Annotated in this window: 22 protein-coding genes; 5 read left to right on the forward strand and 17 right to left on the reverse strand. The window is 67.3% G+C overall.

Features of this window, described 5'->3' with window-relative positions; translation table 11 throughout:
* Window positions 1-36 precede the first annotated feature (36 nt).
* On the forward strand, window positions 37-744 hold the full coding sequence (locus ROV95_RS19250; protein ID WP_014036228.1) for a YitT family protein: 708 nt from the start codon (window positions 37-39) through the stop codon (window positions 742-744).
* Window positions 745-829: 85 nt separating this feature from the next.
* On the opposite strand, the gene ROV95_RS19255 is transcribed toward ROV95_RS19250, so the two are convergent.
* A complete protein-coding gene (locus ROV95_RS19255; protein ID WP_312545898.1) occupies window positions 830-1,375 on the reverse strand; it encodes a DNA-3-methyladenine glycosylase I in 546 nt (181 codons plus the stop codon).
* Window positions 1,372-3,177: a DUF4153 domain-containing protein gene (locus ROV95_RS19260; RefSeq protein ID WP_312545900.1), complete on the reverse strand. Its 1,806-nt coding sequence runs from the start codon at window positions 3,175-3,177 to the stop codon at window positions 1,372-1,374. The genes ROV95_RS19255 and ROV95_RS19260 overlap by 4 nt, the downstream gene beginning before the upstream one ends.
* A 91-nt stretch (window positions 3,178-3,268) precedes the next feature.
* Between ROV95_RS19260 and ROV95_RS19265 the strand changes: the two genes are divergently transcribed.
* The 4 genes from ROV95_RS19265 (at window position 3,269) to ROV95_RS19280 (ending at window position 6,027) form a co-directional block, all read left to right on the forward strand.
* Complete coding sequence (locus tag ROV95_RS19265; protein WP_058979385.1) at window positions 3,269-3,835, forward strand: YqgE/AlgH family protein; 567 nt, start codon at window positions 3,269-3,271, stop codon at window positions 3,833-3,835.
* Window positions 3,828-4,322: a Holliday junction resolvase RuvX gene (ruvX, locus tag ROV95_RS19270; RefSeq protein WP_005415547.1), complete on the forward strand. Its 495-nt coding sequence runs from the start codon at window positions 3,828-3,830 to the stop codon at window positions 4,320-4,322. The genes ROV95_RS19265 and ruvX overlap by 8 nt, the downstream gene beginning before the upstream one ends.
* Window positions 4,323-4,338: 16 nt before the next feature.
* Window positions 4,339-5,289: an aspartate carbamoyltransferase catalytic subunit gene (locus tag ROV95_RS19275; protein WP_312545902.1), complete on the forward strand. Its 951-nt coding sequence runs from the start codon at window positions 4,339-4,341 to the stop codon at window positions 5,287-5,289.
* 246 nt (window positions 5,290-5,535) lie between these two features.
* The gene (locus ROV95_RS19280) at window positions 5,536-6,027 is read left to right on the forward strand and encodes a transposase (protein ID WP_019659459.1); all 492 of its coding nucleotides are present in this window, start codon (window positions 5,536-5,538) and stop codon (window positions 6,025-6,027) included.
* Window positions 6,028-6,113: 86 nt separating this feature from the next.
* Here ROV95_RS19280 and ROV95_RS19285 read toward each other — a convergent pair whose 3' ends face one another.
* The 15 genes from ROV95_RS19285 to ROV95_RS19355 form a co-directional block, all read right to left on the reverse strand.
* A complete protein-coding gene (locus ROV95_RS19285) occupies window positions 6,114-6,911 on the reverse strand; it encodes a prolyl oligopeptidase family serine peptidase (protein ID WP_111103434.1) in 798 nt (265 codons plus the stop codon).
* A 70-nt stretch (window positions 6,912-6,981) separates the two neighbouring features.
* Complete coding sequence (locus ROV95_RS19290; RefSeq protein ID WP_019659457.1) at window positions 6,982-7,248, reverse strand: hypothetical protein; 267 nt, start codon at window positions 7,246-7,248, stop codon at window positions 6,982-6,984.
* A 59-nt stretch (window positions 7,249-7,307) separates the two neighbouring features.
* Window positions 7,308-8,669, reverse strand: coding sequence for a magnesium transporter (gene mgtE, locus ROV95_RS19295; RefSeq protein ID WP_019659456.1), 1,362 nt, complete (start codon window positions 8,667-8,669; stop codon window positions 7,308-7,310).
* Between the two features lie 194 nt (window positions 8,670-8,863).
* A complete protein-coding gene (gene ptsP / locus ROV95_RS19300) occupies window positions 8,864-10,633 on the reverse strand; it encodes a phosphoenolpyruvate--protein phosphotransferase (protein ID WP_019659455.1) in 1,770 nt (589 codons plus the stop codon).
* A 2-nt stretch (window positions 10,634-10,635) separates the two neighbouring features.
* The gene (locus ROV95_RS19305) at window positions 10,636-10,905 is read right to left on the reverse strand and encodes an HPr family phosphocarrier protein (RefSeq protein ID WP_005408385.1); all 270 of its coding nucleotides are present in this window, start codon (window positions 10,903-10,905) and stop codon (window positions 10,636-10,638) included.
* On the reverse strand, window positions 10,898-11,290 hold the full coding sequence (locus ROV95_RS19310; protein ID WP_111103436.1) for a PTS fructose IIA subunit family protein: 393 nt from the start codon (window positions 11,288-11,290) through the stop codon (window positions 10,898-10,900). Before ROV95_RS19310 ends, ROV95_RS19305 begins: the two co-directional genes overlap by 8 nt.
* Before the next feature lie 492 nt (window positions 11,291-11,782).
* The gene (rapZ, locus tag ROV95_RS19315) at window positions 11,783-12,667 is read right to left on the reverse strand and encodes an RNase adapter RapZ (protein WP_019659453.1); all 885 of its coding nucleotides are present in this window, start codon (window positions 12,665-12,667) and stop codon (window positions 11,783-11,785) included.
* A 27-nt stretch (window positions 12,668-12,694) separates the two neighbouring features.
* Window positions 12,695-13,645, reverse strand: a complete 951-nt coding sequence (gene hprK / locus ROV95_RS19320; protein WP_019659452.1) for an HPr(Ser) kinase/phosphatase — start codon at window positions 13,643-13,645, stop codon at window positions 12,695-12,697.
* Window positions 13,642-14,094 (reverse strand): PTS sugar transporter subunit IIA, encoded by a 453-nt coding sequence (locus tag ROV95_RS19325; RefSeq protein WP_019659451.1) that lies wholly within the window; start codon window positions 14,092-14,094, stop codon window positions 13,642-13,644. Before ROV95_RS19325 ends, hprK begins: the two co-directional genes overlap by 4 nt.
* A 21-nt stretch (window positions 14,095-14,115) precedes the next feature.
* Window positions 14,116-14,433, reverse strand: a complete 318-nt coding sequence (raiA, locus tag ROV95_RS19330) for a ribosome-associated translation inhibitor RaiA (protein WP_004147311.1) — start codon at window positions 14,431-14,433, stop codon at window positions 14,116-14,118.
* Between the two features lie 58 nt (window positions 14,434-14,491).
* A complete protein-coding gene (locus tag ROV95_RS19335) occupies window positions 14,492-15,913 on the reverse strand; it encodes an RNA polymerase factor sigma-54 (protein ID WP_021202591.1) in 1,422 nt (473 codons plus the stop codon).
* Window positions 15,914-15,952: 39 nt separating this feature from the next.
* Window positions 15,953-16,672, reverse strand: a complete 720-nt coding sequence (gene lptB, locus ROV95_RS19340; protein ID WP_019659449.1) for an LPS export ABC transporter ATP-binding protein — start codon at window positions 16,670-16,672, stop codon at window positions 15,953-15,955.
* Window positions 16,672-17,223: a lipopolysaccharide transport periplasmic protein LptA gene (lptA, locus tag ROV95_RS19345; RefSeq protein ID WP_019659448.1), complete on the reverse strand. Its 552-nt coding sequence runs from the start codon at window positions 17,221-17,223 to the stop codon at window positions 16,672-16,674. Before lptA ends, lptB begins: the two co-directional genes overlap by 1 nt.
* Before the next feature lie 103 nt (window positions 17,224-17,326).
* On the reverse strand, window positions 17,327-17,902 hold the full coding sequence (lptC, locus tag ROV95_RS19350) for an LPS export ABC transporter periplasmic protein LptC (protein WP_019659447.1): 576 nt from the start codon (window positions 17,900-17,902) through the stop codon (window positions 17,327-17,329).
* On the reverse strand, window positions 17,899-18,447 hold the full coding sequence (locus ROV95_RS19355; RefSeq protein WP_019659446.1) for an HAD hydrolase family protein: 549 nt from the start codon (window positions 18,445-18,447) through the stop codon (window positions 17,899-17,901). Before ROV95_RS19355 ends, lptC begins: the two co-directional genes overlap by 4 nt.
* Window positions 18,448-18,461: the final 14 nt, after the last annotated feature.

An 18,461-nucleotide genomic window follows, 5' to 3' on the forward strand; every position in this document is an offset into this window, starting at 1 on the left:
CTAATACCGCTCCCCACCTGCTGTTCCCCCACCCGCATGTCCCTTCCTTCCCATGGCCCCGCGCCGTGCGACGACGCTGACGGCCACCTGGTCACCGCCGGTCCGCTGACCCCGCCGCCCGACAGCGCCGGCACCACCGCCGACGAAAAAGCGCTGCGCCACTCGATCGCCGAGGACGTGCAAGGCATGGTGCTGGCCACGATGGTGGCCTCGCTGGGCTTGGCCATCTTCGCCAAGGGCGGGCTGATGATCGGCGGCATGGCGGGCATGGCGTTCCTGCTGCACTACGCGATGGGCTGGAACTTCGGCCTGGTGTTCGTGCTGGTCAACCTGCCGTTCTACTGGGTGGCGCTGCGGCGCATGGGTTGGGAATTCACCCTGAAGACCTTCGCTGCGGTCACCGCCTGTGGCGTGTTGACCGACCTGCTGCCGCGCTGGATCGACTTCTCGCACATCAACCCGCTGTATTCGGCGATCGTCGGTGGCGCGTTGTCTGGCCTGGGCATCCTGTTCTTCATCCGTCACCGTGCCAGCCTCGGCGGCATCGGCATCCTGGCGGTGTACCTGCAGCGCACCCGTGGCTGGAGCGCGGGCAAGGTGCAGATGTCCTACGACGCCTGCCTGATGGTGGCCGCGTTCTTCGTGCTGTCGCCTTCCAAGGTGCTGTACTCGGCCATCGGCGCGGTGGTGCTCAGCCTGGTGCTGATGTTCAACCACCGCCCCGGCCGCTACATGGGCGTGTGATCGCGCTCTCCGCGTTCGCCGGGCATGGCCCGGCGCTACTACGTGGCGGTTCCGGTAGCGCCGGGCCATGCCCGGCGGCCGTCCTTCAACGTACGGCGGCCTGCAGCCACGGCGGTGACAGCATCAGCAGCCGCGCATGCACCGGGCAATCCTCGGCGTGCGCACCGGGCAGGTAGCCCAGGCTCATCAGGAATTCGCCGGTGATCTCGCCGCCGGTGAAGCGGAACGTCTTCTTGAACAGCTTCACCCAGTCGGCCTTGTTGCGTGGGTGGTGCGCATCCAGCCACGCCGCGAAGCTGCCATGGCTGGCCCGCAGCTGCTGGATCACCTGCGCGTTGTGGATCGCCGCCAGCACCTTCAGGCGGTTGCGGATGATGCCCGGGTCCGACAGCAGGCGCGCGATGTCCTGCTCGGCGTAGGCCGCCACGCGGTCCACATCGAAGCCGTCATAGGCTGCGCGGAAGCCCTCGCGCTTCTTCAGGATCGTTTCCCAGCTCAAACCGGCCTGGTTGATTTCCAGTACCAATCGCTCGAACAGTTCACGCTCGTCCCGCTGCGGGAAGCCGTACTCGTTGGCGTGGTAGTAGTCGTGCACCGGATGGCCGGGGGCAATCAGGCAGTAACCGCTCATGGGGAAGGCTCGTTGGATTCGGATTCGGATTCGGGTTCGGGTTCGGGATCGATGGCCACTGCAGGGTGCCCGCCGATGGACAGCATCGGCCAGCGCGGTGGCACGAGCGTGAGTTTGCCGTTACGCAGGGCCTGGTTGATCGCCTCGGCCGGCCCGCTGACGGTGCCGAACAGCGCACCGGCCCGGCGCCACTGGGAATCGCTGCCACGTGCGTACAGCACGCAGTCCGGTCCACGGTGAGTGTACAGCTCGCACAGCAGCACTTCGCCGGTACCATCACCGTCCAGGTCGCGATGCACGATCAGGCAGTCGCGCTCGCTCTGTGCGCAGGATTCGCCATTGATCGATCGGGTGGCCAGAGCTTTCCACCAGTCGTCCGGTGGCGAGCTGGATCCGGCGGCCAGCTTCAGCGCGCGCCGCAGGGCGGCGACGTCCTGCGGCCCCTTGTCGAGGCGGTGGCCGTCGTCCCAGCGGGAGGTACGCGCCAGCGCTGCCGCGACCACCTGTGGCGCGTTGGCATCGGCGGTGATGGCCGGATCGCGCTGCAGTTCGCGCAGCGCCTGCACGCCACGGCGCCCCAGATCGAAGCGCAGCACGTTGACGTCGCTGCTGGTGATCGCCGGCGGGTCCGCGCGCAGGCGCTCCAGCTGGCTGGACAGGGTCAGCCGCACCGGGTCCAGCAGGGGCGAGTTGCCCAGCAGGGCCAGTGCGAGCACCACCCAGCACATCCAGCGGTTGACCGGTTCCAGCGCCTGCAGCCAGCGGCCCTGGCGACGCAGTACCGCCAGCGCATAGCCCAGGGCATAGCCGGCCACGGCCAGCGCGATCAGCAGTGCCCAGAACCGGTCCACTGTCCACCCGTACTGCACCACGCGCAGGCCCAGCGCATACAGCGCCAGCGCGGCGTAGACCGGCAGCGCCAGCAGGCTGGCCTCGACCAGACGGCGCAGCACGAGAGGGTACGGCGGGGAGTCTTCCCCCTGCTGGTAGACCGCATTGGTGAACGTCACCAGCAGCAGTGACACCACCACCAGCAGGCTGGCGGCCGAACGGGTCTTCCACAGTGGTTCCAGCCCGGCAAGCGGCAGGCTCAGCACGAACAACACGGCGATGAACGAGAGCAGTGGCAGCAGCCCGCGGCAGATCGCGAACAGCACCTGGCGGGTGATCTGGATCGCCCGATGCTGGGTGCGCCCGATCAGCACGCCAAACCCGGCCAGGCTGCCGGTGGCCAGTGCGATGAAAGCATCCTGGCGGAACAGATCGCGGAAGAAGGTGACCTCCAGCAGCTGGAACAGCGCCGCCCACAGCCACAGCAGCAGCCAGGTCAGCCCGGTGAACAGCGCCGCCAGGGCCAGGGTCAAGCCGTTCTGCCAGGCGCGCTCGAACAGCTCGGGGTAGCTGGCGCGCCACTGACCGTGCTGCAGCTGGAACTGCCACCAGGGCAGGGCCACGAACACCGCCACGCCCATGCCCAGGGTCAACGGAAACTGCAGCGCGCCCGATTCCAGTGCGGCCTCGCCATTGAGGTTCCAGCCGATCCAGGCGGCCAGTGCCAGCACCACCACCGAGCCGAGCGCCGCCTGCAGCCACAGGCGGCGTTGGCCCAGCTCGACCAGGCTCAGCGCCACCGCGCTGGGAATGGCCAGCACCCAGGCGTACCAGCAGTAGCGCCAGCCGATATCGCGGAACGGCCACGCATCGGACAATTCCTGCGCGGCATACAGCATCAGACCCTGCAGCAGGGCGATCAGGACGATGGCGCTGCGTGCCGGCAGGGTCAGGGGCGATGAAGACTGCATCGATGACCTTCCATGGCAAAGCACCATCCTAGCCCATCGCGGTTCGGCGCCATCGCGCGACCATCCCGGCCCCAGCAGGTAGAATGGACCCATGCCTGTAATGCCGACCTCCCTTGCCGATCACCTGCTCGTCGCGCTGCCGTCGCTGCTCGACGCGACCTTTGCCCGCAGCGTCGCGCTGATCTGCCAGCACGACGAGAACGGGGCGATGGGCGTACTGGTCAACCAGCCTTCCGAATACACGCTGGGTGAAGTGCTTGCGCAGATGGACATCACCACCGGTGATGGCGAGCTGCAGGCGCGCATGGTGCTCAATGGCGGTCCGGTGCATCCCGAACGCGGCTTCGTCATCCACGACGACGCGCGCGCGTGGGATTCCAGCCTGACCGTGGGCGACGGCCTGTACCTGACCACCTCGCGCGACATCCTCGAAGCGATGGCGCGTGGCGAAGGCCCGGCCAATGCGGTGGTCACCCTCGGCTGTGCCGGTTGGGGCGCAGGGCAGCTGGAAAGCGAGCTGTCCGAGAACAGCTGGCTGACCGTGCCGGCCGATGCCGAGCTGGTGTTCCAGCTGCCGCTGGAGCAGCGCTGGCAGGGGGCGGCTTCGCGCATCGGCGTGGATCTGTTCCGGCTGACCGACTACAGCGGCCATGTCTGAGCCGGCCGCGCCCGCACCGGTTCCTGCTGCCCCGGCGATCCGCCGTGACGGCACCGTTCTGGGTTTCGATGTTGGCTCGCGACGCATCGGCGTGGCCATCGGCAGTGCTTTCGCCGCCCATGCGCGCGCGGTGGCCGTGGTCGATGTGCACGGCAACGGCCCGGACTGGACCGCGATCGAGCGCCTGCTCAAGGAATGGAAGCCCGACGGCCTGGTGGTCGGCGATCCGCTTACGCTGGACGGCCAGGACCAGCCCAACCGCAAGCGCGCGCAGGGCTTCGCCCGCCAGCTGCGGGAACGTTTCAAGCTGCCCGTGGTGATGATCGACGAGCGTTCCAGCTCGGTCGAGGCCGCACGCCGCTTCGCCGTCGAGCGCGCCGAAGGACGCAAGCGCCGCCGCGATGCGGCCGCCCTCGATGCTGTGGCCGCGGCGGTGATCATCGACCGCTGGCTGTCGTCCCCCGACGACGCCACCCCCATTCCCTGACTGCACGACTCCCGCCATGACTGCCCAGCAAATCGATGCCTCCGGACGCCTGCGCCACCTGCTGACCCTGGAGGGCCTGCCGCGCGAAACACTGCTGCAGTTGCTGGACCGGGCAGGGCAGATCCGTGACGCCGCAGTCGGCCGTGTCGGCAACAAGCGCCACGTGCTGGCCGGTTCTGCGGTGTGCACGCTGTTCTTCGAACCGTCCACGCGCACCCGCAGCTCGTTCCAGCTGGCCGCGCAGCGCCTGGGCGCCGATGTGCTCAATTTCGATGCCTCGACCTCGTCCACGCGCAAGGGCGAAACCGCCTGCGACACGTTGCGCAACCTGGAAGCGATGGGCGTGCGCGGCTTCGTGGTGCGGCACCCCGATGATGGCGCCGTGGCCGCACTGGCCGAGGCGGCGGGCGAGGGCACTGCACTGATCAACGCCGGTGACGGCCGCAGTTCGCACCCGACCCAGGGCCTGCTGGACATGCTGACCCTGCGCCAGGCCAAGGGCCCGGATTTCTCGAAGCTGAAGGTGGTGATCGTCGGCGACGTGAAGCACTCGCGCGTGGCGCGCACCGACCTGCATGCGCTGCGCACGCTGGGGGTGGGCGAGATCCGCGTGTGCGGCCCGCAGTCACTGCTGCCGGACGACGAGACCCTGAAGGGCTGCGTGGTCGGCGATGATTTCGATGCGATGCTGGAAGGCGCCGACGCGCTGATGATGCTGCGCCTGCAGCGCGAGCGCATGGAAGAAGGCCTGGTGCCGTCGCTGGAGCAGTACCACGCCCAGTACGGCCTGACCAACGAACGCCTGGCCCGTGCCGGCAAGGACGCTGCGGTGCTGCATCCGGGCCCGATCAACCGTGGCGTGGAAGTCACCGATGACGTGGCCGACGGCCCGCAGTCGTGGGTGCTGCGCCAGGTCGCCAACGGCGTCGCCGTGCGCATGGCCGTGCTGGAAACCCTGCTGGGCTGACCACTTTGGTGGGTGCCGACCGTTGGTCGGCACGGCAGATCTGTCCTCATCCGACCCGGTGGGGGCCGACCGTTGGTCGGCACGGCAGATCTGTCCTCATCCGACCCGGTGGGTGCCGACCGTTGGTCGGCATCGAACCATCAGTGCGGTGAAGTGCGGGCCTGGCCATTGAATGGTTCCGGGCCTACCTGTACTGACGTGGTTGCCCGATAGAAGAGGGATACCGGCAGGCGCACGCTTGGGCCCATGAACCGCGCACGCCTACGCCTTGGCCGTCATTCCCGGATCGGGCAATCCTACATCCTGACCACCGTCACCCAGGAACGTCGACGCTACTTCGATGATGCCACTGCGGCACAGGAGGTGATGGATGTGTTCCGTCGCATTGATGATGATGGCCTGACGCACTCACTTGCCTATGTGGTCATGCCGGACCACATCCATTGGCTTGTTGAGATCCGTGCGTTCTCGCTGGACTACATCATGCAACGCTTCAAATCGAGCAGTGCATTGCGGATCAACCGCATGCTGGGTAAGACAGGACCATTTTGGCAATCGAGCTATCACGATCACGCCATGCGTTCTGAAGAATCACTGTTTCGCCATGCGATGTACATCGTCGCCAACCCGGTCAGGGCGAACTTGGCGAGCTGCGTGGGAGAGTATCCGTATGCCTGGTGCCGATGGGAGATCGATGGGAGGTACCAAGCAATGGATTACCCCGAAGCGGAGAGATAGTGCCGACCAACGGTTGGCATCCACCAATACCAAGCCGACCAACGGTTGGCATCCACCCACAGATGTTTCCCAGCAGAAGCTATGGCTCAGCGCTTCTGCGCGAACATCCATTCCCACATCGCCGGGTCGGCGTAGGTGGCGTCCCAGGCATTGTGGTTGCCTTCCGGGTATTCGGTGTAGCGCACGTCACGCGCGTTGGCGTTCTGGAATGCGGCGTGCAGCCGGCGGTCGTCATCCGGCGGCACCACGTCATCCAGCGCGCCATGGAAGATCCAGATCGGCGTCTGCCGCAGGCGCTGGGCAATGGCCGCATACGGGTCGGTTTCACCGGCCACCTGTTCGACGAACAGGGTCGGACGTACCGCGCGCGGGGCCAGCACCGCGCCGCACACCGGCACGATCGCAGCAAATCGGTGCGGGTTGTCCAAGGCGATATTCCAGCTGCCGTAGCCACCCATCGACATGCCGGTCAGGTATTGCCGCGCCGGATCGGCACCGAACTCGGCGATCGCTGCATCCAGCGCGGCCAGGGCCACACGGTTGTTGCGCCCGCTCCATTCCCCGCGTCCCGGCGCCTGCGGAAATACGGCCAACGCAGGGAAATCGGCGGCCTGCTCGCGCAGGTACGGTCCCAGCCCCGCGTGGGTCTGCTTCACGCCATCGGCGCCGCGCTCGCCCGAACCGTGCAGGAACAGCACGACCGGCAGTGAGCCCGGTGTACGCGCCGATGCGGCCGGAATGAATACCTGGTAGTAGGCCGTCTCACCATCCACCTTCACGGCGCGGGCTTCGAAGCGACCCCGCGCGCCATCCGGCAGCGACGTGCAGCCGCTCATCAACAGAAGGGCCAGCAGTGGCAGCCAGCGCGACAGCAAACGGACCATGGGGTTTCCCGAAGAGGCGAGATCGCCTGCATCGTAGTCCGCTGTCGCCAACGCGGCATCGTGCGCCGCGTCACTGCGGGCGCGGGAAGCTGGCAATGATGTCCAGTTGTTCCTGCGCTTCGGCATTGCCTGCCGCCGCCGCAGCCTGCACCTGCGCCATATCCGGGTGCAGGACCACCAGCAGCGGGTTCTCGCAGACCGGGCAGTCATACTCGGTGGCGTCCTCGTCCAGTTCCATCTCCATGGCGCGCGAGCTGCCCTTCCACTCGCAGGCCGGGCAGGTGTGCTGCTGGTCGCGCCAGCCGGGCTGGAAATAGTTTTCGATCGTTGTTGCCATGGGTGTTCCGGTTGGGTGGAGTCAACGACCCGCGTGGCGGGGGCCGATCCTCGATGCGGTCAGTGCAGCAGCACCAGCGTGGCCAGGCCGAGGAAAGTGAAGAAGCCCATCGAGTCGGTCACTGCGGTCAGGAAGATACCGCTGGCCAGCGCTGGATCGAAGCCGAAGCGTTTCAGTGTGAGCGGCACCAGCACGCCGGCCAGCGCTGCGAACAGCAGGTTGCAGGTCAGTGCGATGGCGATCACCGCAGACAGCCCGGGTGAATGGAACCAGGCCAATACGATCAGGCCCAGCACCGAGCCGAGCATCACGCCGTTCAGCAGCGCAACACGCACTTCCTTCCACAGCAGGGTGCGCGCGTTGGAGGCGCCCACCTGGCCCAGCGCCAGGCCGCGCACCATCAGCGCCAGCACCTGGGTGCCGGCGTTGCCACCGAGGCCGGCCACGATCGGCATCAGCACCGCCAGCGCCACCAGCTTGTCGATGGTGCCCTCGAAGTGACCGACCACGCTGGAGGCCAGGAAGGCCGTGCACAGGTTGATCGACAGCCACATCAGGCGGCGGCGCATGGCGCGCCAGACCGGGCTGAACAGATCCTCGTCCTCGTCCAGGCCGGCGGCGCCCAGCGCCTGGTGCTCGGCCTGGCCACGGATGATGTCGACCACGTCATCGATGGTGATGCGACCAACGAGGATGTTGTTCTCGTCCACCACCGGTGCGGAGATCCAGTCATGGTCGGAGAACTGCCGCGCGACTTCCTGGTCGCTCTCGCCGACGTCGATGGCCGGCTGCTCGTCGTCGATCAGGCGGTTGATCGGGGTGGTGTCCTCGTGGGTCACCAGTGCCGCCAGCGACACCCGGCCAAGGTACTGATGGCGCCGGCTGACCACGAACAGGTGGTCGGTGTGGTCCGGCAGTTCGCCGCGCAGGCGCAGGTAGCGCAGCACCACGTCCACGTTGACGTCGGCGCGCACGGTCACCACGTCCGGGTTCATCAGGCGGCCGGCACTGTCCTCGGGATAGGACAGCACCTGTTCCAGGCGCTCGCGGTTCTCGCGGTCCATCGACTTGAGGACTTCGTCGATGACCGTATCGGGCAGGTCTTCGACCAGGTCGGCCAGGTCGTCGATGTCCAGGTCTTCGACCGCGGCGATGATTTCGTCCGGGTCCATGTCCGCGAGCAGGCTCTCGCGCACGTCGTCGCCGACGTGGACCAGCACCTCGCCGTCATCTTCCGGATCGACCAGGCCCCACACCACCTCGCGCTTGCCCGGCGGCAGCGATTCAAGCAGGTTGCCGATCTCGGCCGGGGCCAGGGTGTTGACCAGGCGACGCACCGGGCCCAGCCGACCGCTGTCCAGTGCGTCGGACAGCATCCGCAGTTGGCGCGCAGTCTTGTCGTGGCGTACGGCTTCAGCCATCGCAGCTCCCGCGGGATAAGAAAAGCCGCGATCCCGGGAAGGATGCGGCAACAGGGGTGTTCAGCGCGTCATTATCGCAAGGGGATGTTTCAACGCATAGCCGAGGGGCGGTGGTTGCGCCGGCCGCTGGCCCGCAATCGTCCCCATCGAAGTCCACGAGATTGCCGGCCAGCGACCAGCACTACCCTCGGCAGTCAGGCCGTTTCGGCCACCAGCGCCAGCCAGCGCTCGATCGCGCGGCGGTCGCGTGCGGCCAGCAGCTTCGGCGCGCGCGCGCGCAATGCGGCCAGATCGGCATCGCGGATCGCACGGCGCACTTCCAGCAGCGTGCCGGGGTGCAGGCTGAACTCGGTCAGGCCCAGCGCCAGCAGCAGCGGGGTCATCCGTGCATCGCCGGCCATCTCGCCGCAGACCGCCACCGGGATGCGGTGACGCGCGCCCGTCTCGATCACCATCTGCAGCAGTCGCAGCACGGCCGGATGCAGTGGCGAATACAGTTCGCCCAGTGCCTCGTTGTTGCGGTCGGCGGCCAGCAGGTACTGCACCAGGTCATTGGTGCCAATCGACAGGAAATCGACCAGGTCGATGAAGCTCTCCAGCGCCAGTGCTGCCGCAGGAACTTCGATCATCGCGCCCAGCGGCACGTGGTCGGACACCATGTGGCCCTCGCCGCGCAGCTGTTCGGTCAGCTTGAGCATGCGCCGGCGCACCGCCAGCAGCTCCTCGCGGGTGCTGACCATCGGCACCAGCACGCGCAGCTTGCCGTAGGCGGAGGCGCGCAGGATCGCGCGCAGCTGGGTATCGGCCACCTTCGGTCGTGCCAGCGACAGGCGTACGCCGCGCAGACCCAGGGCGGGGTTCTCTTCATTGCTGAGGGTCAGGCCGGTGCGGTCGGCCTTGTCCGCGCCCAGATCGAGCGTGCGGATGGTGACCGGTCGCCCGCTCATGCCCAACGCGGCATCCCGGTAGGTCTGGAACTGTTCTTCTTCATCCGGCAGCTCGTTGCGCTGCAGGAACAGGAACTCGGTGCGGTACAGGCCCAGTCCCTGCGCGCCCAGCGCGTGCGCCTGGGTGACGTCTTCCAGCGATTCGGCATTGGCCAGCAGGGCGATGTCGACCTGGTCGCGGGTGCGGCTGGGCTTGCTGCGCAGGCGGCCGAGCTCGCGCTGCTCGCGCGCATGCTCCTTCAGGCGCGCGCGATAGTCACGCAGGTTGTCGGCCTGCGGGTTGGCGGTGATGCTGCCGTCGGCGCCATCGATGATCAGCACGTCGCCATCGGCGATGCGGCTGAGCAGCTGCGGAACGTTCACGATCAACGGCAGATGCAGGCTGCGCGCCAGGATCGCGCTGTGCGACAGCGCGCTGCCGGCGGCGGTGACGATGCCAACCACGCCCTGGGCCTGCAGCTGGGCCAGTTCGGACGGGGCGATGTTGTCGCAGACCAGGATCTCGCCGGCCAGGCCCTTCATCACCGGTGCGCGTTCAGGCTGCAGGAACGCGTGGATGCGGCCGATGACATGGTCCAGGTCGTCCATGCGGCTCTTCAGGTAGGCATCGTCCATGCCATCGAAGACCTTGGCCAGGCGGTCACGCTGCAGGCGCAATGCGTAGCCGGCACTGTAGGGACCGCTGCGGATCAGCTCGTCCAGCCCGAACAACAGCTCGGGATCGTCCAGCAGCAGCGCGTGCAGGTCCAGGAACTCGCCCACTTCCTGGTTCAATGCGCCATGCAGGCGCTGGCGCAGTTCGTGCATTTCCGTGCGCGCGGCATCCACCGCACGATGCAGGCGGGCCAGCTCGGCCTCGACCTGGTGGGCGCCGATGCGTTGCTCGGCCACCTCCAGCGCATGCGGCAGGCGTACCCGTGCGCGGCCCATCGCCGCGCCACGGGCAGCACCGTGCCCAGCCAGCAGCTGGACCGGCCGCTGGCCGGAAGGAACCTGGCCGGCGCGCGCGCGCGGCACGCTCAGCTGTCCTCGTCGAAGCGGCGCTCGAACAGACCGACCACCGCTTCCATCGCGGCGGCTTCGTCCTCGCCGTTGATGCGCACCGTGACCGGAGTGCCCTGGCCGGCGGCCAGCAGCATCACGCCCATGATGCTCTTGGCGTTGATCTCACGGCCCTTGGCGGCCATGGTCACGTTGCAGCGGAACGGCGCCAGGGTCTGCACCAGCTTGGCGGTGGCCCGGGCGTGCAGGCCCAGGCGGTTGCTCACGGTGAGTTCTCGTTCAAGCATCGTCGACTATCGCTCCATTACGGGTGCCCGCCGCGGCTGTGGCGGGCAGTAGATCCAGTCCCTGTTCCGGATAATTCATCACCCGCAGCAACATCGGCAGGCTCAGCGCCGATACCCGGCGAACCGGGGTCCCCAACCGGGCCAGCTGCCCGGCTAGGTTGGCGGGGCTGGCGCCGTACAGGTCGGTCAGGATCAGCACGCCATCCCCTGCATCGACCCGCCGCAGGGCGGCCGAGGCGAGCGGGAGCAGGGCGTCCAGGTCTGCGTCGAACGGTACTTCGAAAGCTTCGGTTTTCAGCGGCAATTGCCGCAGGAGCCGGGTCGCCACCTCAAGCAGGGCGGGCCCGACCCCCGGATGTGTTACGAGGAGAATGCCACAGGTCATTACTGCACGTTAACAGGTCAAGGTGAATTGGCGATAGCAGCAGATGAGGGGCACTGTGTCCCGTATTCAGCGTTGCTCGCAAGGGGAGCCTTTCCGTTGAGAAAGAGATCCGACCCCATCCGTTTTTCGATGCCTGACAGCGATTCATCCACGCACGCGTGGATCCATCGTGTCGACCAGGGTCGACACCCACCAGCAGCAGAAATCTGTCAGAGGTGGGGCAGTGTGGGTCTGCAGGACCGTTGGCGCCATGGATTGCGCCATCGAGCCCCCAGGGGTGAGGGCGCTTTGCTTGCGAAGCACTGCTTCGCAAGCGCCCGAACGCCCAGCCGCCAGCGGCTGGGCCGGACCGCGGAGCGGGGTTTACGGCGTGTGCTGCAGATCCACACCGCCCCGCCATCACACGGAATGCCGCTTCTGCTGTTGCTGTTGCTGTTGCCGGCCAGCGGCCGGCACTACCGGCGGGTGCCGGGCGCAGCCCGGCCGACTCTCTCAATCCTGTTCGCGGTGATACGTGGCCACATCTTCCCAGCCCATCTCGCGGGCATGCCGGGCCAGGCGCTCGGCCAGGAACACCGAGCGGTGCTTGCCGCCGGTGCAGCCGAACGCCACCGTCACGTAGCTGCGGGTGCCATCCCCCAGTTTCGGCAGCCAGGTATCGAGGAAATCCATCAGCTGGGCCAGGTAACGCTGCACGTCCGGCTGTGCTTCCAGATAGTCGCGCACGCCCGGTTCGCGGCCGCTCAGCGCACGCAGATCGGGGTCCCAGTGTGGATTGGGCAGCACCCGCGCATCGAATACGAAGTCCGCCTCGGCCGGCACGCCGCGCTTGTACGCGAACGATTCGAACAGCAGGGACAGTCCGGTGGCATGGTCCAGCGTGAACTCGGTGATGATCCGCCGCCGCAGCTGATGCACGTTGAGGTTGCTGGTATCGATCACCGCATCGGCCTCGCGGCGCAGCGGTGCCGTCAATTCACGTTCGCGTGCGATCGCTTCGGGCAGCGACAGGCCCAGCTGGCTCAGCGGATGACGGCGCCGGGTGTCGGCGTAGCGCTTGAGCACAGCCTCATCGCTGGCCTCGAAGAACAGTACCTTCACTTCCACGCCGGCGTCAGTGGCCAGCTGCCGCCAGTTGCCCAGCTGGCTCAGATCGGCCTGTCCGCGAACGTCGATGCCCACGGCCAGGCGGCGCGGCGCGCTGCCGTCATGGTTGGCCAGCAGGCTGCGCACGAAGTCGGGCAGCAGATTGATCGGCAGGTTGTCCGAGCAGTAGTAGTCCTGGTCCTCGAAGGTCTTCAGGGCGACGGATTTACCCGAGCCGGACAGGCCGCTGACGATGATCAGGGTCGGGGCGGAGGGGGTGACGGTGCTCATGGACAGGCTCTTCGAGGGGCAGGGAAATCAGGGTGTTCGCCGTTCCAGCAGGTTGCTGTGGCGGGCGATGAACATAGCCGCCGGGTCGATGCCCTTGGTGCGCAGGATGTGCAGGCGGGTCGCGGCTTCGGTCAGTACGGCCAGGTTGCGGCCGGGCATCACCGGCAGGGTGATCAGCGGAACGTCCAGGTCCAGCACATGGCGGGTGCCCGAATCGCCGGTCAGGCGTTCGTAGCCATGTGGGGTGGGTTCGGTCATCGGCTTGGTCAGGTGGACGATCAGCCGAAGGTACTTGTTCTTCTTTACAGCCGTGTCGCCGAACATCTCGCGCACGTTGAGCACGCCCAGGCCGCGCACTTCCAGCAGGTCCTGCAGCAGTTCGGGGCAGGTGCCGTCGAGTACGTCCGGGGCGATCTGGGTGAACTCGGGGGCATCGTCGGCGACCAGGCGATGGCCGCGGGTGAGCAGCTCCAGCGCCAGCTCGCTCTTGCCCGATCCGGCCTCGCCGGTGATCAGCACGCCGATGGAATAGATCTCCATGAACACGCCATGCAGGATCACCCGCGGCGCCAGCGTACGCGCCAGATGGTAGGACAGGTGGTTGAGCAGTTCGTGGCCGCGCTTGGGCGAGAGCCACAGCGGCGTGCCGGATTCGTCAGCAGCGGCGCGGAGGTCTTCCGGGCAGGGCTGGTTGCGCGTCAGCACCAGCGCCAGCGGGTGCGACTGCATGATCTTTTCGATGGTCTCCCAGCGCTGGCGTGGTTCCAGTGCATCCAGCCAGGACAGTTCCTCGGTGCCCAGGATCTGCACCTTGTTGGGATAGATCGCGTTGAGGTAGCCGGCCAGCGAGGGACGCCGCGAGACGGTATTGCCGGCCTCCAGCTCGCGCTTCTCACCGGACTTGCCGGCGGCCCAGCGCAATCCCAGCCGCTCGCGCTGCTGTTCGAACAGTTCACGGGCGGTGATGCTGGTATTCATGCGGCACTCGCAGGAGGGGTCATGTCCAGCGCCTCGCGCAGCGCCCGGGCATCGCCCGCTTCGCGCAGGGCCTGGCGGATGTCCGGCGCGGAAAACAGTTCGGCCAGCTCGGACAACAGCATCAGGTGCTGGTGGGTGTAGTGGGCGGGGACGGCCATGGCGAACACCAGGTCCACCGGTTCGTCGCCGCCGAAATCGACCGGGGCGGCCAATCGCAGCAGGGCGCCACGGGGGCGATCAAGGGTAGGCGCGCGGCCGTGGGGGATGGCGATGCCGTGGCCGATCGCGGTGCTGCCCAAGGCTTCGCGCTGGCACAGGTTCAGATAGATCTGTTCGGCATTGGCCTGGCGGCAGGCCAGCAACCCGGCGGCGGCCTGCAGGACGCTGTCACGGTCGGTGGCCGTGCAGAGCTGGGTCTGCACGGCCGCCAGGAGGTCAGTCAGGGGCATGTCTGCGGGGAACGGTGGCGATCAGCCACCATTGTCGCCCACCGGCAGCGGCGCGTGCTGCTGTTTTTTCTCCTTGTGCTTGATCACCAGGCGGTCAAGCTTGTCCGCAAGCAGGTCGATCGCGGCATACATGGTCTGGGCATTGGCCTCCGCGTGCAGGGTCTGGCCCGGGATGTTGAGGCTGGCGTCGACATGGTGTTCGGTCTTCTGCAGCTTGAGGGTCACCCGCGCTTCGCAGTGCTGGTCGAAGTGCTTTCCGATCCGGGCCAGCTTTTCCTCCACATAGGACTGCAGGGCCGGGGTGACTTCGACATCTTTGCCAAACGTTTCGATGCGCATCGGGTTTCTCCTGTGTTCGGATGTGCCAATGAACCTCTCCGCCGGGCGCGGCGGCGCGTCAAGCGATTCTGACCCTTTCGTGCGAGGCGGAAATGTTCATGGCTTCACGATACTTCGCCACGGTGCGCCGCGCTACTGGGATTCCCGACGATTTGAGCAGGTCAGCCAGCTTGGCGTCAGAAAGCGGCTTGCGCGGATTCTCATCGTCGATCAGGCGCCGGATCATCGCCTGGATGGCGGTGCTGGACGCCTCGCCGCCGCCTTCGGTATCGATGCCGGAGGCGAAGAAGGCCCGCAGTGGCAGGGTGCCGCGCGGGGTGCGCACGTGCTTGCGGGCGATCGCACGCGACACCGTGGATTCGTGCAGGCCCAGTTCGGTGGCAATCTCGCGCAGGGTCAGTGGGCGCAGCGCCTGCTCGCCGAATTCAAGGAAGCCGGCCTGCTGCAGGATCAGGCTGCGCACGACGCGCAACAGGGTTTCGCCGCGCTGCTGCAGGCCTTTCAGCAGCCAGCGTGCTTCCTGCAGCTGGGCACGCAGGTAGCCGGCATCGGCATCGCCGCAACGCCGGATAAGCTGTTCGTAGCCGCGGTGGATCACCACCTTCGGCCCGGCATGGGCGGCCAGTGCAGCGCGCCACACGCCGTTCTGCCGCCATACCACCACGTCCGGCACCACGTAAGTGTCCTGCGACAGCGGTGCGATCTGCGTGCCCGGGCGCGGGTCCAGCGAGCGCAGCAGCGCGACGGCAGTCTCGACCTCGTCCATCGGCTGCTTCAACTCATGAGCAAGCCCGGCGACGCCACTGCGTGGCAGCCGTTCCAGCGGGCCTGCGGCAATCTGTCGCGCCAGCGCCAGCCCGGGCGTTTCGCCGGGCAGCACATCCAGCTGCAGCAGCAGGCATTCGCCCAGCGTGCGTGCAGCCACACCCACCGGATCGAAGCGCTGGATGCGATGCAGCACGGCGAGGATCTCGTCCTCGCCGGCGTGGATCGCCGGCAACAGGGTGTCGGCGATGGTGCCCAGCGGTTCGCGCAGATAACCGTCATCGTCCAGTGCATCGATGAGCGCGGCACCGATGCTGCGATCACGTGGGGACAGATGCGACAGATGCAGCTGCCACAGCAGATGGTCGGCCAGCGTTTCGGTTTCGGCTACGCGCTCGGCGGCGCTGCCATTGTCGTCGTCATCGTCGAAGCTGCCGCCGCTGCCGGACGCGTTCCAGTCCAGTTCCGCCGGCGCCCAGTCGTCGCCGGCATCGGCGCGTTCTGCGGGCGCATCGTTGCCGTTGTCGTCGCCTTCGCCGGCAGGACTGCTGCTGTCACTGCTGTCGGCCCAGTCCAGCAGCGGATTGCTTTCCACCGCCTGCGCGATTTCCAGCTCCAGCTCGGTGGTGGACATCTGCAGCAGCTTGATCGCCTGCTGCAACTGGGGCGTAAGCACCAGTTGCTGTCCCAACGATGTCTGCAGCCGAGTCTTCATGCCTGTGCCGAAAGGAAGGAAAGGGCCCCGGCGACTGCTTCACAGCTTGAAGGAATCCCCGAGGTAGACGCGGCGTACATCGGCGTTGTCCAGGATCGCTTCCGGCGAACCCTGGGCCAGCACGCTGCCCTCGGCGAGGATATACGCGCGGTCGCAGATACCCAAGGTCTCGCGCACGTTGTGGTCGGTGATCAGCACGCCGATGCCACGCTGCTTGAGATGGGTGACGATGCGCTGGATCTCGCCGACCGAAATCGGATCGACACCGGCGAACGGCTCGTCAAGCAGGATCAGGCGCGGCTGCGCTGCCAGGGCGCGGGCGATCTCGCAGCGGCGGCGTTCGCCACCGGACAGGCTGGCGCCAAGCTGGTCGGCAACATGGCCCAGCTGCAGTTCGTCGAGCAGGCTGTTCAATTCGCGCTCGCGGCCGGCCGCATCCAGGTCTTCGCGCAGCTCCAGCACCAGGCGGATGTTGTCGGCCACGGTCAGCTTGCGGAATACCGACGGTTCCTGCGGCAGATAGCCCACGCCCTGCTTGGCGCGGGTATACATCGGGTCGCCGGTGATGTCCTTGCCGTCGAGCACGATGCTGCCAGCGTCAGCCGCAACCAGGCCGACGATCATGTAGAAGCAGGTGGTCTTGCCGGCACCGTTGGGGCCCAGCAGGCCGACCACTTCGCCGGCGTCGAGGGTCAGCCCGAAATCCTTGACGACTTCGCGCTGCTTGTACTTCTTGCGCAGGCCCTTGGCGACGAGCATTACTTCCTGCTCCCGGCCGGCTGCGCCGGCGTGGTGGCCTTGGGCTGTGCCGCAGGCGCGGCCGGGGTCTTGTTCTTCGGCGGGATGACGGTGCGCACACGGCTGCCGTCACCACCGGAGTTCATTTCGCCGGTGCGGGTGTTGTAGACCATGCGCTGGCCGGCATTGGTGCCGCGCGCGCTGGTGACCTTGTAGTTGCCGGTCAGGGTGATGATCTCGGTCTTGATGTCGTAGTCGATGCGGTCGGCAACGGCATCCATCCAGGTGCCGTCATCGAGCTGCTGCTTCATCTTGGCCTGCTTGCCAGTGAACACCGCGCGCACGGCTTCGCCATCCTTGAGGTAGATCTCGGCCTCGGACGAGCGCAGGTCCAGCGTGCCCTGGGTGATGATCACGCCCTGCGACAGCACGGTCTTGCCGTCGCCGGTGAGCGTGCCGGACTGGGCGCCGGAATCGATGTGCATGTCTTCGTTGCGGTCGGTGGACTTGGCGAAGGCGGCGCTGGGGACAAGAAGACCGAGCGCGAGTACGGCGGCAAAGGAAATCTTCATCGGGGTCCGTTCTACCGGTGGGGGCCTCCCGGGCGGGCCGGGGGCGGAGGGTGGGGCTGCCGGCCCTGCGCCTGTCCGGAGACGTCGCGGGCTGGCGGCGGAATCAGCGTTTGGGCGTGTAACGGCCCTTGGACTGGCTGAGGAAATGATACGTGTTGTTCTTCGAATCCACTTCGAAGCCGACGCCGGACTGTTCCATGCCCGGGCGGGTCATGGTCACCAGGGCGTCGGTGCGGGCGCGGTTCTCCTTCGGGAACACGTCCAGATGGTCGGTGCGGAAGGTGGTCGGCACCACGCCCGGATCGGCCGGGCTGTCGCCGGCCACATTGCCGCGCAGCTTCATCTGGTCGCCCTTGGCGCTGAGCCAGCCGGTCTCGGCACGCAGGGTCCAGTGCTTGCCATCCTTGTCCGGCATCTCGAACAGCGGCGTGGCGATGTTGATGGTCTGGTCGCCACGCTGGCGTTCCAGCCGCGGCGCACGCAGGGTGGTCGACTCCTTGCCGTGCTCATCCAGGGCCACGATCTGGAAGTCGTGCAGAACGTAGTCCACACCCGGCTCCTGGCTGTCGTTGGCCGGGCCCTTGTCGCGGTTGCGCAGGGCGGCCCAGCTGCTGAGCAGCGCCGCCAGCAGCAGGCCGACGCCCAGAAGGGTGCGCCAGTTCAGTGTCGGCAGGCTCATGCGCCGAACCTCGCCAGCACCGCATCCACGTGGCCCTGTGCGGCCAGCAGGATGTCGCACAGTTCGCGGGCGGCGCCACGTCCGCCGTCGGCGCGGGTCTGCCAGTGCACGCGCTCGGCGATCCACGGGTGGGCGTTGGCCGGGGCCACTGCCAGGCCGACCGCGCCCAGCGGCGCCAGGTCCGGCAGGTCGTCGCCCATGAAGGCCACCTGCTCCAGGCCGACGCCGTGCTGCGCGCACAGCGCCTGCACGCTGGCCAGCTTGTCGCCCACGGCGATCTGGGTGTCGATGCCGAGGTCGGCGCCGCGCTTGAGCGCGGACTGGCTGTTGCGCGCGGTGATCAGCACGGGGTGGATACCGTGCTGCTGCAGCAGTTTCAGGCCCAGGCCATCCTGCACGAAGTACGCCTTGCTCTCGTTCCCTTCCTTGTCGTAGTACAGCCGACCGTCAGTGAGGGTGCCGTCCACGTCGAAGCAGGCCAGGCGGACGCGGGCCGCAGCGGCATGCAGGTGGGCAGGGAAGGCGGGCAGGGGGGACCAGGGCATCAGGGCAGCAGGCT

Origin of the sequence: Stenotrophomonas maltophilia group sp. msm1 (genome assembly GCF_032025805.1) — a bacterium.
GTDB lineage: Bacteria > Pseudomonadota > Gammaproteobacteria > Xanthomonadales > Xanthomonadaceae > Stenotrophomonas > Stenotrophomonas hibiscicola.